The organism is Fulvivirga sp. M361 (assembly GCF_007097395.1).
In the GTDB taxonomy this organism is placed as follows: domain Bacteria; phylum Bacteroidota; class Bacteroidia; order Cytophagales; family Cyclobacteriaceae; genus Fulvivirga.
In genome coordinates this window covers 69,892-90,050 of the sequence record NZ_VKDC01000016.1, presented here as the reverse complement: position 1 = coordinate 90,050, position 20,159 = coordinate 69,892, and the positions used below count along the sequence as shown (strand labels likewise).

Annotated in this window: 16 protein-coding genes; 13 read left to right on the top strand and 3 right to left on the bottom strand. The window is 39.5% G+C overall.

Annotated features, from left to right (window positions below; genetic code table 11):
- Positions 1-34: 34 nt before the first annotated feature.
- Together FNH22_RS32060 and FNH22_RS17715 are read left to right on the top strand one after the other, a co-directional pair.
- The gene (locus FNH22_RS32060) at positions 35-187 is read left to right on the top strand and encodes a hypothetical protein (protein WP_185154275.1); all 153 of its coding nucleotides are present in this window, start codon (positions 35-37) and stop codon (positions 185-187) included.
- Between the two features lie 592 nt (positions 188-779).
- The gene (locus FNH22_RS17715; RefSeq protein ID WP_143399764.1) at positions 780-3,242 is read left to right on the top strand and encodes a YfhO family protein; all 2,463 of its coding nucleotides are present in this window, start codon (positions 780-782) and stop codon (positions 3,240-3,242) included.
- A gap of 23 nt (positions 3,243-3,265) precedes the next feature.
- Here the strand turns inward: FNH22_RS17715 and FNH22_RS17710 are convergent, their stop codons facing one another.
- The gene (locus tag FNH22_RS17710; protein ID WP_143399763.1) at positions 3,266-4,498 is read right to left on the bottom strand and encodes a M48 family metallopeptidase; all 1,233 of its coding nucleotides are present in this window, start codon (positions 4,496-4,498) and stop codon (positions 3,266-3,268) included.
- Positions 4,499-4,924: 426 nt separating this feature from the next.
- Between FNH22_RS17710 and FNH22_RS17705 the strand changes: the two genes are divergently transcribed.
- From FNH22_RS17705 to FNH22_RS17670, 8 genes are all read left to right on the top strand, one after another.
- Positions 4,925-5,608 (top strand): succinate dehydrogenase cytochrome b subunit, encoded by a 684-nt coding sequence (locus FNH22_RS17705; protein ID WP_143399762.1) that lies wholly within the window; start codon positions 4,925-4,927, stop codon positions 5,606-5,608.
- A gap of 17 nt (positions 5,609-5,625) precedes the next feature.
- Positions 5,626-7,560, top strand: coding sequence for a fumarate reductase/succinate dehydrogenase flavoprotein subunit (locus FNH22_RS17700; protein WP_143399761.1), 1,935 nt, complete (start codon positions 5,626-5,628; stop codon positions 7,558-7,560).
- Between the two features lie 70 nt (positions 7,561-7,630).
- Positions 7,631-8,380, top strand: coding sequence for a succinate dehydrogenase/fumarate reductase iron-sulfur subunit (locus FNH22_RS17695; protein ID WP_143399760.1), 750 nt, complete (start codon positions 7,631-7,633; stop codon positions 8,378-8,380).
- 103 nt (positions 8,381-8,483) lie between these two features.
- A complete protein-coding gene (locus tag FNH22_RS17690; protein WP_143399759.1) occupies positions 8,484-9,191 on the top strand; it encodes a hypothetical protein in 708 nt (235 codons plus the stop codon).
- A complete protein-coding gene (locus FNH22_RS17685; protein WP_143399758.1) occupies positions 9,191-9,541 on the top strand; it encodes a hypothetical protein in 351 nt (116 codons plus the stop codon). Before FNH22_RS17690 ends, FNH22_RS17685 begins: the two co-directional genes overlap by 1 nt.
- Entirely contained in the window at positions 9,538-10,407 is an 870-nt protein-coding gene (locus FNH22_RS17680) for a tol-pal system YbgF family protein (protein WP_143399757.1), read from the top strand. The genes FNH22_RS17685 and FNH22_RS17680 overlap by 4 nt, the downstream gene beginning before the upstream one ends.
- The gene (locus tag FNH22_RS17675; RefSeq protein ID WP_143399756.1) at positions 10,355-11,203 is read left to right on the top strand and encodes a hypothetical protein; all 849 of its coding nucleotides are present in this window, start codon (positions 10,355-10,357) and stop codon (positions 11,201-11,203) included. The genes FNH22_RS17680 and FNH22_RS17675 overlap by 53 nt, the downstream gene beginning before the upstream one ends.
- Before the next feature lie 24 nt (positions 11,204-11,227).
- Positions 11,228-11,881 (top strand): hypothetical protein, encoded by a 654-nt coding sequence (locus tag FNH22_RS17670; RefSeq protein ID WP_143399755.1) that lies wholly within the window; start codon positions 11,228-11,230, stop codon positions 11,879-11,881.
- 84 nt (positions 11,882-11,965) lie between these two features.
- Here FNH22_RS17670 and FNH22_RS17665 read toward each other — a convergent pair whose 3' ends face one another.
- Complete coding sequence (locus tag FNH22_RS17665) at positions 11,966-12,394, bottom strand: hypothetical protein (RefSeq protein WP_143399754.1); 429 nt, start codon at positions 12,392-12,394, stop codon at positions 11,966-11,968.
- 127 nt (positions 12,395-12,521) lie between these two features.
- Complete coding sequence (locus FNH22_RS17660) at positions 12,522-13,094, bottom strand: hypothetical protein (RefSeq protein WP_143399753.1); 573 nt, start codon at positions 13,092-13,094, stop codon at positions 12,522-12,524.
- Positions 13,095-13,178: 84 nt separating this feature from the next.
- On the opposite strand from FNH22_RS17660, the gene FNH22_RS17655 reads away from it, so the two are divergent.
- The 3 genes from FNH22_RS17655 to FNH22_RS17645 all read left to right on the top strand — a co-directional run bounded on the left by FNH22_RS17655 (position 13,179) and on the right by FNH22_RS17645 (position 20,122).
- Positions 13,179-14,327: a class I SAM-dependent RNA methyltransferase gene (locus tag FNH22_RS17655; RefSeq protein ID WP_143399752.1), complete on the top strand. Its 1,149-nt coding sequence runs from the start codon at positions 13,179-13,181 to the stop codon at positions 14,325-14,327.
- Positions 14,302-16,626 (top strand): patatin-like phospholipase family protein, encoded by a 2,325-nt coding sequence (locus FNH22_RS17650; RefSeq protein WP_255518085.1) that lies wholly within the window; start codon positions 14,302-14,304, stop codon positions 16,624-16,626. Before FNH22_RS17655 ends, FNH22_RS17650 begins: the two co-directional genes overlap by 26 nt.
- Positions 16,627-16,741: 115 nt before the next feature.
- Positions 16,742-20,122, top strand: a complete 3,381-nt coding sequence (locus tag FNH22_RS17645) for a methylmalonyl-CoA mutase family protein (RefSeq protein ID WP_143399751.1) — start codon at positions 16,742-16,744, stop codon at positions 20,120-20,122.
- Positions 20,123-20,159: the final 37 nt, after the last annotated feature.

The following is a 20,159-nucleotide window of genomic DNA, read 5'->3' as shown; positions in this document are numbered from 1 at the left end:
TATTTCTAGCATAGTTATTGATATTAGGGTCTTCATGGATTTTGATAAAAACACTAAATATTCATGGATAGATGAAGAAGAGGTAAAGACCGAAGAAGCCATGCGGAATGAGATTTATGGCATCATCGGTTTAAGTTTTGCCATTGCCATTGTACTAGTCATTAGCTTCTTTCTTCTGGTTCTGTAAAGCCTGAGTTGATTAGATTAAGTAAGCTGATTAAAGATAATTCAAGTTAGTAGTAAATCCTGAAGTCTATCCTTCTATTGTAGCACAATTACTATCTGAAGATTATTTTCACCTCGATTTTCGATATACTACCTTTCTGATTCTCCCACTTGTATCATTATGTAGTGCCACCTTGCACAGTGTCAATATTTGGTGCAGATACTTCAAAGCCAATGTCGTCCGTATCTCCGATGCTCAAATATCCATAATGCCCTTCATCAGGTTTAACACTATATTTCTCAAGATTTATTCACTTCCGGGCAGCATTTCAATCTTATTATATATTAGGTTTTAGTTTTGATTTACACGGTAGTAATGGAAAACCTCATCACATGACAAAAAAACCAATGGCCTTATCCGACTGTCTTTGGACACTATTTTGGCTTGTTCTCCAAATATTTAGTCTTTTGTTTATGTATAGTCAATTAGCTGTTATCTAAAGATTGGTCCATCTATTGATCAAGAACTTATCAAGCGCTTTTAAGCTTCTTGAGATTATATTTTTAATTGGCAGTTAAACTTTTCTTATTTGCATGGTTCCGACAATTATGCTATGAAAAAAATTAATCTCCTGAAAGACGTTCTTCCTCATGTTTTGGCTGTAGTTCTTTTCTTCCTGGTTACTGTACTCTTTTTTAACCCTTTGTTTTTTGATAATAAAACCCTTAACCAACATGACATCAATCAATGGCAAGGAGGTGCTCAACAGCTCAAGGAATATAGACAGGAAACAGGAAGAGAAGGACTCTGGGCCACCTCACAGTTTAGCGGTATGCCTGCGTATTTTGTAAACCTCAAATGGAACGATGGTATCATTTCCGGTTTTAAATATGTGCTTTCATTGTGGCTGCCACATCCTGTAAAGAATGTCTTTTTGGCTTTCTTAAGCTTCTATATTTTGTTATTAGCTTTCAAAGTCAGGCCTTACCTGGCCATAGGTGGAGCACTCGCTTTTGGGTTATCATCTTTTATTATCATAGGGTTAAGTGCAGGCCACAACGCACGAATAGGAGCTACGGCATTAATGCCAATGGTGTTGGCGGGAGTACACCTTGTGTTCAAGGGAAACAGATGGCTGGGGTTTGGCCTCACTTCATTAGGACTGTCCTTACAGTTGAGAGAAAACCACCCTCAGGTCACTTACTATTTAGCATTGATATTAGGCATCTATGGGTTGGTGATGTTGTATGAATCTTTTAAAGAAAAGGATTTGAAAATTTTTGGCCTAAAAAGCGGAATACTTATGCTATCAGCTATTCTTTCTGTAGGTACTTATGCCGGAAGACTATGGTCTGCCGCGGAGTACAGCCAATATTCAATGCGTGGTAAATCTGAAATTTCCAACACTTTGGAAAAAGGTGAAAATGAAAGTGGGCTAAAGCGTGACTATGCCTTTGAATTCAGCAACAGTATATTTGAACCACTTACATTGATCTTACCAAATGTTTATGGGGGTAGTAGCTCTAACTTCCTGGCACAAGATGAAGACAGCAAGGTATTGGCAGCATTACAAAGAGCAGGAGACCCTCAGGTAGCCAACCAGTTGGTCAGATATACTTCCGCTTACTGGGGAAACCAGCGGCTGTCAGCTCCTTACTATGTAGGGGCTATTATTTGTTTTCTGTTCGTCATCGGAATTCTTTTTGCAGATAAAAAACATATAGTGTGGCTGGTCACAGTGGCTGTATTGGGTATTATGCTAAGTTGGGGAGATAACTTTAAGTCATTCAATTATTTTATCTTCGATCACCTTCCTGGGTATAATAAATTCCGTTCCGTCACTTTCGCACTTACCCTGACCCTTATAGCCATGCCATTGCTTGGTATGATAGGATTGGAAAAGTTATTCTCTACACGATGGAGTAAAGAGTTACAAAAGAAATTATTGGTCGCTTTCGGGGTTACAGGGGGATTCTGTTTGCTGGCTATGCTCTTTGCAGGTGTTGCCGCCTTCTCTAAAGAAGGGGAGTCACAACTACCCGCCTGGTTTCTGGAGGCCTTAATAGAAGACCGTAAAAGTCTCCTTAGAGCTGATGCAATACGATCTTTTGTTTTCATTCTTTTGGCCTTGATATTGATTTTCGGACATCTAAAACAAAAAGTCTCTTTTACTTTAACGTCCCTGGGCCTTTCTCTCCTTATCTTAATTGATCTATGGACAATAGATGTTCGGTATTTTGGTAAGGACAATTATAGAAGAAAGTCTGACAAATCATTTTTTGTAACCACCGAAGCTGATCAGGTGATATTGAAAGATAAGTCTGAATTCAGGGTATATAACCTACGCGGTGCATGGGCTGAAGCCCGTACTTCTTATCATCACAATTCACTTGGTGGATACCATGGAGCAAAAATGCGTCGCTATCAAGACCTGTACGATCACTGTCTCCAAAATGAAACTACTCAACTTATTCAAGGGCTGCAGCAAGGCAACACCGATTTGTCTTCCTTTGGGATTATCAATATGCTCAACACAAAATATATTACTTTCGGAGATGCCAGAAATGCCGTTATCACTAATAACCATACTCTCGGTTCTGCATGGTTAGTAAAAACTATTGAGAAAGTGAACAGTCCGACAGAAGAATTACAAGCAACATGTCAGCTTGATACCAGAGCGCAGGCAGTTGTTGATGTTTCCAAATTCGAGATATCCGGAGAACGCTATAATGACAATGGCGAAATCAAGCTGATTGAGGCAAGACCAGATTATTTAAAATACACTTACTCAGGATCAGAAAAAGCCTTTGCACTTTTTTCAGAGATATATTATCCTGTAGGATGGAAGGCTACTGTTGATGGCAAGACCGAAGATATCCTACGCGCTAACTACGTACTGAGGGCACTTGAACTACCCGGAGGGCAACATACCATCGAGTTTACTTTCCAACCTGAATCTTATTACACTGGAAATACGATCACATACATCTCTTGCATCCTTTTACTCATTGCCGTATTAGGCAGTATCGGATATAACTTCAAAATACACTACGCAAAAAATAACGATGATAACTAACGCCTGTCATCAGCGCTCCAGGTTCAATCTTTAATAGCTGCTAATCGCTGTAATAGCGGAGGATGTGAATAGTTAAAAAATACGTACGCTTTATGTGGATAAAGATTACTCAGGTTATCTACGGATAATTTTTTAAGAGCGGCCTTCAATGATTCTCCCGAATAGGTAGAAGACGCATAATTATCTGCCTCAAATTCATTTTTCCGACTAATTACATTACCTATTGTCCCTAATACCTTTGAAATAGGCGTATATAAAATGGCAAAGGCTATCAGGTTAAGATGAATACCGAGTTGATCCGCTCCCATGGCTAAGCTCAATTGCTCATTAAAAACCATCTTTGACAAAATGAAGAGCATCACTCCCATTTGTAAAATAGACATAATAAAACCCTGAATTATGTGCTTTTTCTTGAAATGCCCTACCTCATGTGCCAATATTGCCACTAATTCATCTGTTGTATGATTATTGATCAGGGTATCATAAAGCACTATCTTTTTCCTTTTGCCTATGCCGGAAAAAAAAGCATTCGCTTTATTTGATCTTTTAGACCCATCAATGACAAAAATATTATCTAACGGAAAGTTTACCTTTTGACTATACTGCTGTATGGCAGTCTTTAACTCACCCGTCTCTAACGGGGTAAGCTTATTAAAAAGAGGTAAAATCAAACTGGTATAAAACATATTGACCAATAGTATAAAAAACCCTGCGATTCCCCAGAAATACATCCAAAAATGCTCTCCCAGTTGAGTAATGAGATACAACAACGTTCCAATCAATACACCTCCGATCACTAATGAAAGAAGGTACCCTTTTATTTTATCCAGAAAGAAGACCCTGTAAGTGGTTTTATTGAATCCGTACCGTTCTTCAATCACAAAAGTACTATACAACTGAAAAGGCAGATTCAATATATCAGACACGACAAAAAGTAGTGCAAAGTAGGACAATGCTAATGTGATATCATTCATAAAATAGCTTCTTAGCCATTCATCTATACTTCCAAACCACCCGAAAGCAAACATTAACAGCGTTAATATCAAACTGAATGTACTCGTATAGAACGAGAACCTGGTTAATGTTTTATGATAGTTGATTGACTTCTCATATTCAGTCTGATTGTAAAATGTTGAGACGTCATCAGGCAAATCGGTTTTGCTGGATTTCAGATTGAAAAAATCTAATAACTGCTCAAAAACAAAGTCAAAAAAGAGGATGCCAAGGATAATGTACAGAATGGTTTGATCCGTCATGATATATTCAATTTAAAAACAAAAATAAAGAATGCTGACAGATTAAAATATATTCCCAAATAAAGAACTATTCCCATTAAAAGAATTATTCCCTAAACAAAACTCGCATTGCTATTCATTTAACTTACATTTCATTTAACGGCATACCGATTGTTGTCTATTAGATGTGAGAAGAAATAAGCAACATAATAAAAAAATCAAAGGAATAGTGAAGCATGAGTTTTTCATAAGTGGATTAGTATTCCTGGCAGGCATTATCATCCTTATCTATGAATGGTGTAACGCCGCATAAAAGGTGTTCCTGGTCTCCATTCCCGACCCTATTTAGAATTCTTAAAAATAATAAACATAATTGCTTCCCTAGTCTTTCAAATGTAAATTTGACCCCATAAAAAAAAGGACTTTAAACAATCAAATTATACATTAATGAGTTGGTTCTCAGATACAATATCCAGCACTTTAGGTAGAAAAGTATTAATGGCCCTTACAGGGCTTTTTCTTATTATTTTCTTATTGGTACATCTCATTGGTAATTTCCAATTGCTACATGCAGACGACGGTCAGGCTTTTAATATTTATGCAAAGTTCATGACGTCCAATCCGATCATAAAAACGACTTCATATCTGCTTTATGCCACTTTTATTATTCATATAGTATGGGCGATACTGTTGTCCGTTCAAAACAAAAAAGCCCGGCCGGTAGGTTATGCTGTATCTGCCGCAGCTACTAACAGTAGCTGGAGTTCCAGAAATATGGGCATTTTAGGCACCATCGTGTTTATATTTTTGGTGCTTCATTTAAAGCACTTTTGGTATGAGATGCACTGGGGAGGAATACCAACTGTAATGTATGATGGAGTTGAATTCAAAGACCTCTATGCTGTGGTAAACATGGCATATGGTGAACTTTGGTATGTAGTTTTCTATGTATTGGCCATGGGAGGATTAATGTTCCACTTGTATCATGGCTTCCAAAGTGCATTCCAAACACTCGGGCTAAACCATCCGAAGTATACCCCTGTTATAAAGGGAGTGGGAATAGTATATTCAATTGCAGTACCTGCTGCTTTTGCAGCAATACCCCTCATTATGTTTTTAAGGACTATCTAATTTAAACTACTTCGTAGATGAAGCTTGATTCTAAAATACCGGAAGGACCACTATCAGAGAAATGGTCTAAGCATAAATTCAACGTCAAGTTGGTTAACCCGGCTAATAAACGTAAATATGATATTATCGTAGTAGGAACTGGACTGGCCGGTGCCTCGGCGGCGGCCTCGTTCGGAGAACTTGGATATAACGTTAAAGCCTTCTGTTTTCAGGACAGCCCAAGAAGGGCACACAGTATTGCGGCCCAAGGGGGTATAAATGCAGCAAAGAATTATCAAAATGATGGTGACAGTATCTTCAGGCTGTTCTATGATACCGTTAAAGGCGGTGATTATCGTTCAAGAGAAGCAAACGTACATCGCCTGGCTGAGGTAAGTGTAGATATCATAGACCAATGTGTAGCACAAGGGGTGCCTTTCGCACGTGAATATGGAGGTCTGCTTGCCAACAGGTCTTTCGGTGGCGCGCAGGTATCTCGTACGTTTTATGCTAAAGGTCAGACAGGACAACAATTGTTGCTGGGTGCTTACAGCGCTTTGAGCCGGCAGGTAGCCAATGGCAAGGTTAAAATGTACTCCAGGGAAGACATGCTGGATGTAGTGATGAAAGATGGTCAGGCCCGGGGAATTATTACAAGGAATTTAATAACGGGAAAAATAGAGTCACATTCCGCTCACGCCGTAGTACTGGCCACCGGAGGATATGGTAATGTTTTTTATCTATCTACCAATGCCATGGGCTCTAACGTAACAGCGGCATGGAGAGCACATAAAAAAGGTGCTTTTTTCGCCAATCCCTGTTTCACTCAGATCCACCCTACCTGTATCCCGGTTTCAGGCGACCACCAGTCGAAATTAACCCTTATGTCAGAATCATTAAGGAATGATGGACGTGTCTGGGTGCCTAAAGCAGTGGAAGATGCCGAAAAAATACGTAAAGGTGAATTGAAGCCTACAAACCTCCCTGAAGATAAAAGGGATTATTACCTGGAAGTACGATACCCTTCTTTTGGTAACCTTGTACCAAGAGATGTGGCTTCAAGGAATGCTAAAAATGTATGTGATGAAGGAAGAGGCGTAGCCAAAAGTGGTTTGGCAGTATACCTTGACTTTGCAGATGCCATAAAAAGGGATGGAAGAGATGCTATAGAAGGAAGGTATGGCAACCTGTTTGATATGTACCAGCAGATCACCGGTGAAAATCCTTACGAGACACCTATGATGATATATCCCGCGGTTCATTATACAATGGGCGGATTATGGGTAGATTATAACCTTATGACAACTGTCCCGGGCCTTTATGCTATTGGAGAAGCTAATTTCTCTGACCATGGCGCCAACCGACTAGGCGCCAGCGCGCTAATGCAAGGACTGGCCGACGGTTACTTTGTGATCCCTTATACAATAGGTGACTACCTTGCAAAAATGCCTTATGACAAGTTATCTACAGATGATGAAGTTTTTAAAACGGCCGAAAAAGAGGTCAAGGAAAGAATCTACACATTATTAAATATTAAGGGCAGCAAGACTGTTGACGACTTCCATAAAGCATTAGGGCTGATCATGTGGGAATACTGCGGTATGTCTCGTAATGCGGAAGGATTGAAAAAAGCCAAGGGGGAGATCAAAAAATTAAAAGAGGACTTCTGGAAAGATGTTAATGTAATTGGTAGCAATGAAGAATTGAACCAATCTCTTGAAAAAGCCAACCGGGTAGCTGACCTACTTGAACTGGGCGAACTCATGGTAGATGATGCTTTGGACAGAGCTGAGTCATGTGGGGGCCATTTCAGAGAAGAATCTCAAACCGAAGAAGGTGAAGCACTAAGAATAGATGATGAATATTCTTATGTTTCTGCCTGGGAATTTAAAGGTGAAGGAGAAGAAGAGGTCCTGAATAAAGAAGACCTGATTTTTGAAAACGTTAAACTGACTCAACGAAGCTATAAATAAGCCATTGACTATAAGCAAGTCAAAATAGAGTCAACTAAAAGAATACTGAGAATAAATAAAGACCATTGGCATGAGAATAAAGTTGAAAGTCTGGAGACAGAAGAACAATAAAGATAAGGGCGGGTTCAAAACTTACGACCTGGAGGACATTTCTACTGATATGTCTTTCTTGGAAATGTTCGATGTCTTGAATGAAAAGCTTGTCAGACAAGGCGAAGACCCTGTACATTTCGATCATGATTGTCGTGAAGGAATTTGCGGTATGTGTAGTTTGTATATCAATGGAAAACCTCATGGACCTAAGCAAACTACTACCTGTCAGCTTCATATGCGTAGCTTCAGCGATGGTGATACAATTACGGTAGAGCCATGGCGGGCAACGGCATTCCCGGTTTTAAAAGACCTTGTAGTAGATCGTTCTGCTTTCGATAGGGTTATACAATCAGGAGGCTATGTTTCGGTCAATACTGGTGGAGTACCTGATGCAAATGAAATACCTATACCCAAAAAAGCAGCTGACAAAGCTATGGATGCTGCCACATGTATAGGTTGTGGTGCATGTGTAGCGGCCTGTAAAAATGCCTCTGCCATGTTATTCGTCAGTGCTAAGATCTCACAATTTGCCCTGTTACCTCAAGGACAAACGGAAAGAAAAACACGAGCAGAAAAAATGGTCGCTCAAATGGATGCCGAAGGTTTTGGTGCGTGTACTAACACAGGTGCATGTTCCGCTGAATGTCCTAAAGAAATTAGTTTAACGAATATAGCAATGATGAATCGTGAGTTTTTTGGTGCTAAACTAAGTTCTGACAATATCTAAGGCTACTTTTTTAGGCCTGCAATAATTTTTATTCGCCAAAGTGGTATGACAATTGTTGTATCGGTTTGGCGAATTTGTTTATTTTAGAACTTAATTTTTTTCAATGAAAAAAATCACAGGACTACTTCTTTTAGTATTACTCTGCTCTTTTACCTATACTTCCCTTAATCCTATACAGCGCATTAAATTGAGCATGGTATCCAGGTCTGTAAAGGATGGTCATTTGAAAAAGGTTGAAGCTGATGTTTACTATAACCTGGAAGGAAAAATGGTGACCTACTACACCACGCCTAAACCGTATATTACCATCACGAATAGTAAGGGAGATATCCAGGCTTATGATCAAAGGCAAAATGTAGTTTTTCAGACCCAAAATCTTATGTTCAGCACGGAGACGACCCAGGTCTATTTTTTCCTTCAGAACAAATTAGCTGACCTCGGGTTAAGTGCCATGGGTTTTCAAATGCACAATGTATCCTTTGATGAAGGTCTTAATGTAACCATATGGCAACCACCTATTGAACTTTCCGGCCAGTTAAAAGAGGTGAAATTAGTACATGATAAAAGAAAGCCAATCTTTCTCAGCTATACAGATCAAAACGATCAGATAGTGAAAAAGACCTATTTTTATAAGTACATTACGCTTAACGGTCAAACTCCATTCCCGACGGCTATTACACAAATAGACTACATCACTCCTTCCGATTCTACCATTACTAAAGTGGCTTTTTCAGATATATTGGTCAATGAGCAGGTGGATAAGTCACAACTGGACTTTGAGATACCCGTAAATGCCAGGGTGGTTGAATAATGAGAAAAGCACTATATATCGTTTTCATCCTTTTCTTCACATGCACAGGTTATGGTATAGCCCAAAGCTTTAAAAATGACCTTTCCCTTCTCAAAGTTAAGGTTGATAGCGCTACGCAGGCTAAAAGCATTAGTCCTTTAAAAAGCTTATTCCCAAAAGAAAAATATTTTGACACACACTTTTTCCATTTTTCGAAACAGTCCTTTAAGTCTTTAAGCTTTCCTAAAAACTTGTTTGTAACCCTAGACCGTATTAATCGATCAGGACGCATTTCCTACTTGTATGCACATCCAATTAGAAAAGATGGTAAGGGAAAAGTAGCAGACCCGATTTCTTACTATAAAAAATGAAATCAAAATCTCTCCTAACTCTCTTTTTGATCTTTAACACTAGTTGCGTTTTCTGCCAAAAACGTAATTTTTCCAGTGATATTCGTTTTCTAAATTACCTGTTCAGCACACGCGATTACAAAGGGGCCTCTGAATGGATAAATTTCAAATTGGAGAACAGCCCCCTCAGCAGAAATCAAACAGATACTTTAAATTACTACCTGGGTAAATCATATTATTTTCAAAAGGATTTCACTCCGGCCACTACTTATTTCAATAAAGTAAGCAAAAGCTCAGGCTTGCATGTAGAAAGTACTTTTTACTGTGCCTTGAATCTCTCATATATGGAAGAATATGATATGGCAGAACAAAAGCTTCGTAAACTCACACTCAACGATTCAATGCTTTTTGAACTTAAGAAACTACAATTGGCCGGATTATCGCTATTAAAACGAGATACAGCGCTGTATAGATCATTTTCTACTTATTTCACCCAAAAGCACCATGCTTTAAGTAAGCAGGAAATAAACCTTGACCTCCATTATAACAACATGAAAAAATTTAAGAAAAAGTCTAAATTTCTTGCAGGCTTTATGTCTGCCGCTGTACCGGGAATGGGAAAATTATATACTAAAAGGCCTGGTGAAGCACTGGCCACATTTTTCAAAACCGGTCTGATTGGACTCCCTGCTTTGGAGGCCTATGTCAAACGCGGCAGTTCGGACGCACGATTTATCATTTTCGGATCACTTTTCTCCGCATTATATATTGCTAATATTTGGGGCAGTGTACTATCAGTAAATGTTTACAGGACCGAGCTTAACTCTACTTTAGATGAAAAAATATTATTGGACCTTCATATTCCTTTACGCAGCATTTTCAACTAATGCACAGGTAAAATACGCAGACAGCCTACTTACAGCCGGATATACCCAGGTAGCTGCTGTAGAGTATGAAAGAGTACTGTTCGAAACTCAGGATCCGGAAGTACGAAATGAGGCCATTTTAAAAAAGGCATTTTGTTATAAGTTATTAGGTCAGTACAATGAAGCCTATCAGAATTTGCTTCGCGCTAACTTATTTGACGAAAATGACTCTATCAATGACCGGTTAAGGTATGAGTCTGTACTTACCGCCTTTATGGCTTCTAAGTATAATGATTCCTACAATCAATATGTTCAATTCAAGTATTATTCGAAAGATACCGCCTTAGTTGATCAGGCAAAGGTAATCGCCGTATTGGCGTTGAATGAACAACAAAAATGGGGCCTGGCAAGTGAGTTAGTTTCAGAGCTGAACGAATCTTATTCACTAAAACTGGACACAGCAGAGTTATTTGCTGTATCCAAAAGGCCGAAAATACGGAACCTCAAAAAACAACAACTGGCTACTACCTTTTTTCCCGGTTATGTCTTAGTGAGAGAGGGACAGGTCACCTCAGGACTTTTATCATTCACCCTAAAAAGTGGCATAGTATTTTCTACCTTCTATCATATTATAGACAAACTATACTTTACCGCACTGCTAAGTGGAGGGATGTACAATGTTTTTTATGCGGGGAGTACTGAACATGCCATTGAATCCATAAAAGTAAATAACCAAAAAAAAATTACGCGTTTTAATGAAAAGGTTTCCAATTCATTATTTAAAGCGCTCGAAACCAGTAATTTTTTATTATTTTGAATTTTTAAAATAAACCCTTTAATAATGAAAAAAAGAATAAGTATTACAGCACTAGCCGTAGTGTTAGCAATGAGTAGCCTTTTGGCGCAAGGCAAGCCTGACCGGGTTAAAGGTTATAAGGATAAGGCAAAAACACATAAGACCATTGCCTTGCTTCCTTACCAGTTCCTTAAAAAAGAGTATAAATCTCTTCCGGATGGTATCACCGAAGAAACATTAAAAGAAGGCGAAAAGGAAAAAGGTGGAGAATTACACCAACAGCTTTATGCCGAGCTCTCCAAGAAATCGCACAAACACGGTCATGAGTGGGTTTCAATTGAGACTATCACCAGCAAACTCAGTGATGGCGGTTATGATATTACTGGCCTTGATGAAAAAGATATACCTAAATTTATAGAGGTACTCGGAGTGGATGCGGTCATATTCACCAGAGTGGAAACTGCCAAATTAGTGCTCCCTGCCAGTAAAGGGTCTGAGAAGATGTGGAAAAGTGAAGATCAATTGGCAAATATTTCAGGTAGTAATACCTACATGAATATGAAGATCCATGCCAAAGGTGATGATGAACCTTATTGGAAATGGAGATTCAAGCTGAATGGAAATTTCAAGAACACAAAACTGATGCATAACATCGTTGAAAAGAATTACTTACACGATCATTTCCCATATAAGTATTAGAAAAGATCAATTCTTTGTACAAGGAAATAAAAAAACCGATCAAAAATTGATCGGTTTTTTTTATTATAAATTAATTATAATGTCTTACCACATAAATAGTGCATCACTACCTTCGTGTTTCCCTAGGTCGTTTCTGAAGACATCAATCAACAGAACAATCCAGTCTCCAATATTAAGAATACCTAAAGTAAGGAAAGTGAAGAATGGGTATGCTAAAATCAAAATAGGTGTTCCACCAAGGTATAGTCGGTGAATAGCGAAGAAGTTGGTGATACCAATGGTAGCAAGTACAAATGCTATAACAGGCACTTTGCCTTCTAACGTAGCGTTTTCACTTAATACATTGGTTAACACTTCAGGACTTACATCCAGGTTGTTCACTGCTATTTCAATAGCATTATCCAACGTTTGTTCCACAGCAATGTCATCAATGACATAGTCGCTAGCGCTGGCAAAACTGTTGGAGGAAAAAATAACCGCAAAAAATGCGCTAAGTAACAGGACTCTTTTCATAATAAAGGGTTTAAAAATAAAATGATTAATTAATGGCCCAAGTAAATGCATTTCATCTAGATTTCAAAAGTAAAACCCCAGTTATTTTCGAGCACAACATCAAATTATATCAATTATGATCTCCGTTTTAAGAAAAAGTTCCATCCTCTATAAGTCCCCATGCTATCAATGCAATACCTACGATGATGGCCAATCCTCCTAAAGCTCCGCTGGCTAAAATGGCAATCAAAAGTCCGGCGGCGGCAATAATTATACCGGCATATACTTTCTTGTTTTCTATTGAGGCTTCTTTTTTAGCTTTTTTCAGCGCCTTTATATCTTCTTTGACTTCTTTTATCAAGACCTTTTTCTCCTTAATAGATAAGTGAGTTACATCTCGTCTGTTGGATAGATTCTCTTTGGTACTGTATTTAGCTATAACCTCTTTAGCCGTGCGTTGTTTTTTTTGTGGGAGATTTGATAAAGGTTCGGCCGAAGCGATAAATGTAGTCTCTTCAAAATCGGTAGATGGCAATCCCCTGGAAGTATCTTTATGCCTGACCGTTGTCTCCCCTTTTGGAGATACAGGTTTCGTTTCCATATTATCCGTTGAGTAAAATGTTCTGGAAGGGCTAAAATCAGCGGTGTATTTTGGAGCGCATGAGCAGAATATACCTGTGCCAACTAAAATAGTGAACAAAATACGCAGATTGTCTTTCATTTTATTAATCTTTAGAGGTTTACATTTTCGGATTGGCTAAATATAAATATTGTTTACCATTTTTTGTCAGTGACGTAAGAACGGATGTCTAAAATAATAATTTCTTGTGCACCCAGAATCTCTCCATACGTACATAATGAAGTACTTGAACTAGGCTATAAGAGCAGAGTCATTAATCAGTTGGGTATAGAGATCGAAGGTTCATTGCAAGATGCAATGCGGTTAAACCTGCACCTGAGAGCGGCCTCCAAGGTGTTAATGGAAATTAAATCGTTCCGTGCAGCTAATGCGGACGAGCTCTATGCCACTCTTGTAGAAATAGCCTGGGAACGCATCATTCCACAAAGAGGATACATAAGAATTGAAGGTTTTGTACGAAATGATACCATACGTGATACGCGCTATGCCAACGTAAAGGTGAAAGATGCCATTGTAGACAGAATACAGAAAATAAAAGGAGAAAGGCCTAATTCAGGTCCGGAATCTAACCGAACGGTTATTTTTCTTCATTGGAAAGGTGACCAGGCTACCATTTATGTCAATACCTCAGGGGAACCCATCAGTAAACACGGATACAGGAAATTCCCACATAAAGCTCCTATGCAGGAATCATTAGCTGCAGCCGCACTACTCGCTTCAAAATGGGACTGTCATTCACATTTTATTAACCCTATGTGTGGAAGTGGAACACTAGCCATAGAAGCAGCACTATTAGCCTGTAACATCTCTCCAGGCCTATTCAGGGAAAATTATGGTTTTATGCACCTCAGGTACTTTAATGAGTTAGAATGGAAAAAGCTTTATAAGGAAGCGCAGCGCAAGGTTAAAAAAGAACTTGATTTTAAAATTATTGCTACGGATATCAGTCCGAAAGCTATTGATGCAGCCAGAAAGAATGCTGCCAATGCCGGTGTAGATCATCTCATAGAATTCAGTATATGCGACTTTAAAGAAACCTTTATACCCAAAAGCCAACCTGGGGTCGTATTTTTTAATCCGGAATATGGGGAGCGCCTCGGGGACGAAAACAAGCTGGCGCCTGTTTATACAGAAATGGGTGATTTTTTTAAGCAAAAATGTCAGGGTTACTGGGGCTATATTTTTAGTGGCAACCTGGAACTTTTGAAAAATGTTGGGTTAAAGACAAAGCGAAGAATAGAATTTCACAATGCCAGGATCGACGCCCGTCTTTTGGAATATGAACTATATGGCGGAAGTAAAAAACATCATTGAGCTGATTTTTCACAGACTTTTTTTGCTGATACAAAGGCTTTTCTACTCATTCCCTGTACAGCTTTTAGTCAATCATGTTAAGAGAAATCAAATTCTGTTACTATGCTGGGCAGTCCTTTTTGCCATCATCAGTGGCAATTTTGGTAATTACCTGGGCATCCCTTTCTTATTTCTGGATCCGGTTTATATGAATCAGGTCGGGTTTCAAAGCTTTTTCACGCTAGGCTTAACATTAGCAGGGTTCAGTATAGCTTTCCACATTACGTCCTATATTATGGATGGACACCGGTTCAATTTCATTGGCACCTTGTCCCGCCCGTTTACCACGTTTAGTATCAATAACAGCATAATACCTTTGGTCTTTGTCATCTACTACATTTTACTTATCATTCGCTATAAGGCGTCAAATGAAACAAACGAACAAAATGAGACCTTCTTAGATGTCATAGGTTTTCTGTCTGGTTATATACTGATGACCCTTTTGCTTTTTACCTATTTTAGATTTACCAACAAAAATATCTTCAAATATGTTGTGGATAAAGTAGATGAAAAACTAAAACAGAATATCAAAGTCACGCGCGCCAGCGCTATGAAAAAACTGAATATCGCTCGTAAAAAGCAGGTAAGGATTGACTTTTATCTAAATATGAGATGTGTCCCTATAAAAGTGGATACGGAAAAAGGAGAGTATGACAGGGAAAACATTCTGAGGGTATTTGATCAAAATCATTTTAACCTGGTGATCATAGAGCTATCTGCCGTCGCTGCTTTATTCTTACTGGGGATTTTTAAAGACCTGGAAATCTTCCAGTTGCCTGCTGCTGCCAGTGTTATCCTCTTTTTAACCATATTCGTCATGTTTTCAGGCGCGTTTTCGTACTGGTTTGGCAACTGGTCTTTGACAGCCATTATCATCCTCATACTTGCGGCCAACACATTAATGAAAAATAATGTTCTCAATAAACTTTACCCGGCTTTTGGACTGGACTATACGACCCAACCCGCACCCTATAATTTAGAAAGGGTCAATGCTCTTGGGAACCATGACCAGCGGAAAGAAGATAAAACAAAAACTTTGGAACTCCTTAATAATTGGCGGGCAAAATTCCCGGGTGAACAAAAACCGAAAATGGTTTTTATTTGTGTAAGCGGTGGCGGACAGCGTGCGGCACTTTGGACACTTAACGTCCTCCAGACAGCCAGTAAGATGACCAAAGACAGGCTCATGAAAAATAGTATACTGATCACGGGGGCTTCGGGAGGATTAATTGGTGCCAGTTATTTCAGGGAGCTGATCTACCAACAAAAACTTGGCGAGGACATAGACCCACACGCACCGGAATATTTGAAAAACATAGCCAGCGACAATCTCAATGCCATCATCTTTAGTTTATTAATGAATGATATTTTCGTTGGGTTCCAAAAGTTTGATTATAACAACTTTCAATATGATAAAGACAGAGGGTACACCTTTGAAAATCAATTGAACAAAAACACAGAATTCATTCTCGATAAGCCCTTGATCAGCTATAGAGAAGCTGAACAAAAAAGTATTATACCCATGCTAATCATGGCCCCGACCATTATTAATGATGGAAGAAAACTTTACATAAGCCCACAGCATGTGTCGTATTTAACAAATGTTACGGACACAGTTTATGATGAGAACAAGCTGAATGGCATTGATTTTCTTCGCTTTTTCCAAGATCAAAAAAGTGAGCAACTCAGGTTTTTAAGCGGCTTGAGAATGAGCGCTACTTTCCCCTATATCACACCAAACACTACCCTACCCAGTGATCCTAAAATGGAGATTATGGATGCCGGTATTACAGATAATTTTGGGATATCAGATGCCATGCGCTTTTTATTTGCCTTTAAAGAATGGATAAGCGAAAACACCTCGGGAGTGATCCTTTTTTCCATCAGAGACTCAGAAAAAAACAGTCCGATCCAACCAAAAGAAAATCTGTCCCTTTTTGAGCGGGCCACTCTTCCCATTAGCAGCATCTACCAAAATTTCGAATCTCTACAAGATATTACGAATGACAACAAGATTGCTTATGCCAGTAACTGGTTTGAAGGCAAAATTGACCGTGTCGACGTACAATATATTCCTGAAGACTATGCAAAAGAGAACCTTTCCAGGTCAGATAGTCTCAGGATGAATAATGTCCAACGCGCCTCTCTGAGCTGGAGACTTACCGGAAGGGAAAAGAAAAGCCTTATCTCCAATATTGATACCCACTCGAATCAGCGGGCATTGCTGAAATTGAGGGAATTGCTGGAAGAAAACGAATAAGCCAATCGAGTGCATTACCCTTCTTATATATCAGATGTCATTAGCCTAACTAATGATTGTTAGTAAAATCACCTATTTCTCGTACTTTTGCTCATCCGCAAATCAAATTTGACCTATGAATAATGTAACTCCCTACAAACCAAAAAACAAAGTAAGGATTGTTACCGCTGCCAGCCTTTTTGACGGCCATGATGCAGCGATCAATATTATGCGCCGTATCATTCAGGCCACAGGCTGCGAAGTAATACACCTGGGCCATGACAGAAGCGTGGAAGAAGTGGTCAACACTGCCATACAAGAAGACGCCCAGGCTATAGCCATGACCTCATATCAGGGCGGACACAATGAATATTTCAAGTACATGCATGACCTTTTAAAAGAAAAAGGCGCTGAACATATAAAGATCTTTGGCGGCGGTGGCGGAGTTATTTTACCTGATGAAATTGAAGCATTACATGCCTATGGTATCACCAGGATCTACTCACCGGATGATGGACGTTCTATGGGCTTGCAGGGAATGATCAACGATTTAATTGAAAGAAGCGACTTCCCTACAGGAAATCAGTTGAACGGTGAAGTAAACCATCTCGCAGAAAAAGACCATAAATCTATTGCCAAGTTAATATCTGCAGCTGAAAATTTCCCGGAAGACGCAAGCGCTGACCTTACTGCTATTCGTGAAATAGCCAAAGAGATCGCTACTCCCATTCTTGGAATTACAGGTACAGGTGGAGCGGGTAAATCTTCTTTAGTGGACGAGTTGGTCAGGCGTTTCCTTCTTGATTTTAAAGATAAAACCATAGCAATTGTATCTGTAGACCCCTCTAAAAGAAAAACAGGGGGCGCTTTGCTTGGTGACAGGATCCGGATGAATGCGATAAAAAATGATCGGGTCTACATGAGATCATTAGCTACCCGACAGTCCAACCTGGCACTGTCCAAACATGTGGACGAAACTATACAGGTACTTAAGGCTGCTTCTTATGATCTGATCATTCTTGAAACCTCAGGCATAGGTCAGTCAGATACCGAAATTGCAGACCATAGTGATGTAAGTCTGTATGTTATGACACCTGAGTATGGGGCTGCAACACAGCTTGAAAAAATCGATATGCTTGATTTTGCTGATGTAATAGCCATTAACAAATTCGATAAGCGGGGAGCTCTTGATGCTTTACGCGATGTAAAGAAGCAATTCAAGCGTAACCATAACCTTTGGGAAGCAAAGGATGAGGATTTACCTGTCTTCGGCACCATAGCATCACAGTTTAACGATCCTGGAATGAATCAACTGTATGTGACCGTAATGCAGAACATTGTGGATAAGACCTCTGCTGACCTTCATTCCACTTTTGAGATCAACAATGAGATGTCAGAAAAGGTATATGTGATCCCTGCCAATAGAACAAGGTACTTATCAGAAATATCAGAATCCAACCGCGTCTATGGTGAATGGGCGAATGCTCAAAAAGAGGTAGCCGAAAAGTTGTTCGCTCTTAAAAGGTCTATGGAAATAGTTCAGGAGTCAGACTCAGAAACCAAAGAAATGTTATCCAAAGAACTGGACAACCTGTACGAAAAGGCGGTTTTGGATCTGGACCCTAAGAATTTAAAGATCCTGGAAAGTTGGGCGGAAAAATGGAAAAAATATAAAGATGAGTCATACCTGTTTAAAGTAAGAGACAAAGAGATCTCCATTACGACACACTCAAAATCGTTGTCCGGATCACAAATACCTAAAGTGTCCTTACCTAAATTTCAAAGTTGGGGCGATATATTGCATTGGAGTTTACAGGAAAATGTTCCGGGTGAGTTTCCCTACACGAGCGGCATTTATCCGTTCAAACGTGAAGGTGAAGATCCTACTCGTATGTTTGCCGGTGAAGGCGGACCGGAACGTACGAATAGAAGGTTCCATTATGTTAGCCTGGCTATGCCTGCCAAAAGGCTTTCTACGGCCTTTGACTCGGTTACGCTATATGGAAATGACCCTGACTACAGGCCTGATATCTATGGTAAAATAGGCAATGCAGGGGTTTCTATATGTTGCCTGGATGATGCGAAAAAACTCTACTCCGGTTTCAACCTGGCGGATCCGCGTACATCTGTATCCATGACAATCAATGGGCCCGCTCCAATGCTGCTAGGCTTTTTTATGAATGCAGCCATTGACCAGCAATGTGAACTATACATTAAGCAAAATGGACTGGAACAGAAAGTCACTCAAAAAATTGACAAGATATACCAGGAAAAGGGGATACCAAAACCTCAGTATCAAGGTGAGTTACCAGAAGGAAACGACGGTTTAGGGCTTATGCTGCTCGGCGTTACAGGAGATATGGTGCTGGAAAAAGACATTTATGAGGAAATTAAAATCAAGACGTTAGCATCTGTCCGGGGCACGGTACAAGCGGATATATTAAAGGAAGATCAAGCCCAAAACACATGCATTTTTTCAACAGAATTTGCTTTACGGCTAATGGGCGATGTCCAGGAGTATTTTATCCGGCAGAATGTGAGGAATTTCTATTCGGTATCCATTTCAGGGTACCATATTGCAGAAGCTGGCGCTAACCCTATCACGCAACTGGCTTTTACACTAGCCAATGGATTTACCTATGTAGAATACTATCTCAGCAGAGGGATGGACATCAACAAGTTTGCCCCTAACCTGTCTTTTTTCTTTTCTAATGGGATTGACCCGGAATATGCTGTTATAGGGCGTGTAGCACGAAGGATATGGGCCAAAGCCATGCGAGAAAAATACAGCGCGGATGCAAGGTCTCAAATGTTGAAATATCATATCCAGACCTCCGGTAGGTCTCTGCATGCGCAAGAGATTGACTTTAATGATATACGAACCACCTTGCAAGCACTCTATGCGATCTATGACAACTGTAACTCGCTTCATACCAATGCCTACGACGAGGCCATCACTACACCTACCGAAGAATCTGTACGCCGGGCAATGGCCATACAATTGATCATCAACAAGGAATTAGGGTTGGCAAAAAACGAAAATCCGCTCCAGGGTTCATTTATAATCGAAGAACTCACCAATCTAGTGGAAGAAGCCGTACTTACAGAGTTTGACAGGATAACTGAACGCGGAGGGGTTTTAGGCGCTATGGAAACAATGTATCAAAGAAGTAAAATCCAGGAGGAGAGTTTGCATTATGAAACGTTAAAACATACCGGTGAATTTCCCATAGTAGGAGTCAATACCTTTCTCAGCTCAAAAGGCTCTCCTACTATTATACCTCAGGAAGTTATACGTGCCACAGAGGCAGAAAAAGAGTACCAAATAAACATGCTCAAAAACCTGCATCACATGCATAATGAAACGGCCATTAACCATTTAAATAACATTCAGGAAGCATCCATTAAAAATGAAAACCTTTTTGCTGCATTAATGGAAGCCTGTAAAGTTTGCTCGTTAGGTCAAATTACGAATGCACTCTTCGAAGTAGGCGGACAGTACAGAAGGAATATGTAAACGTAAAGGGTATAGAATTTCATTAAAATTCATTTTA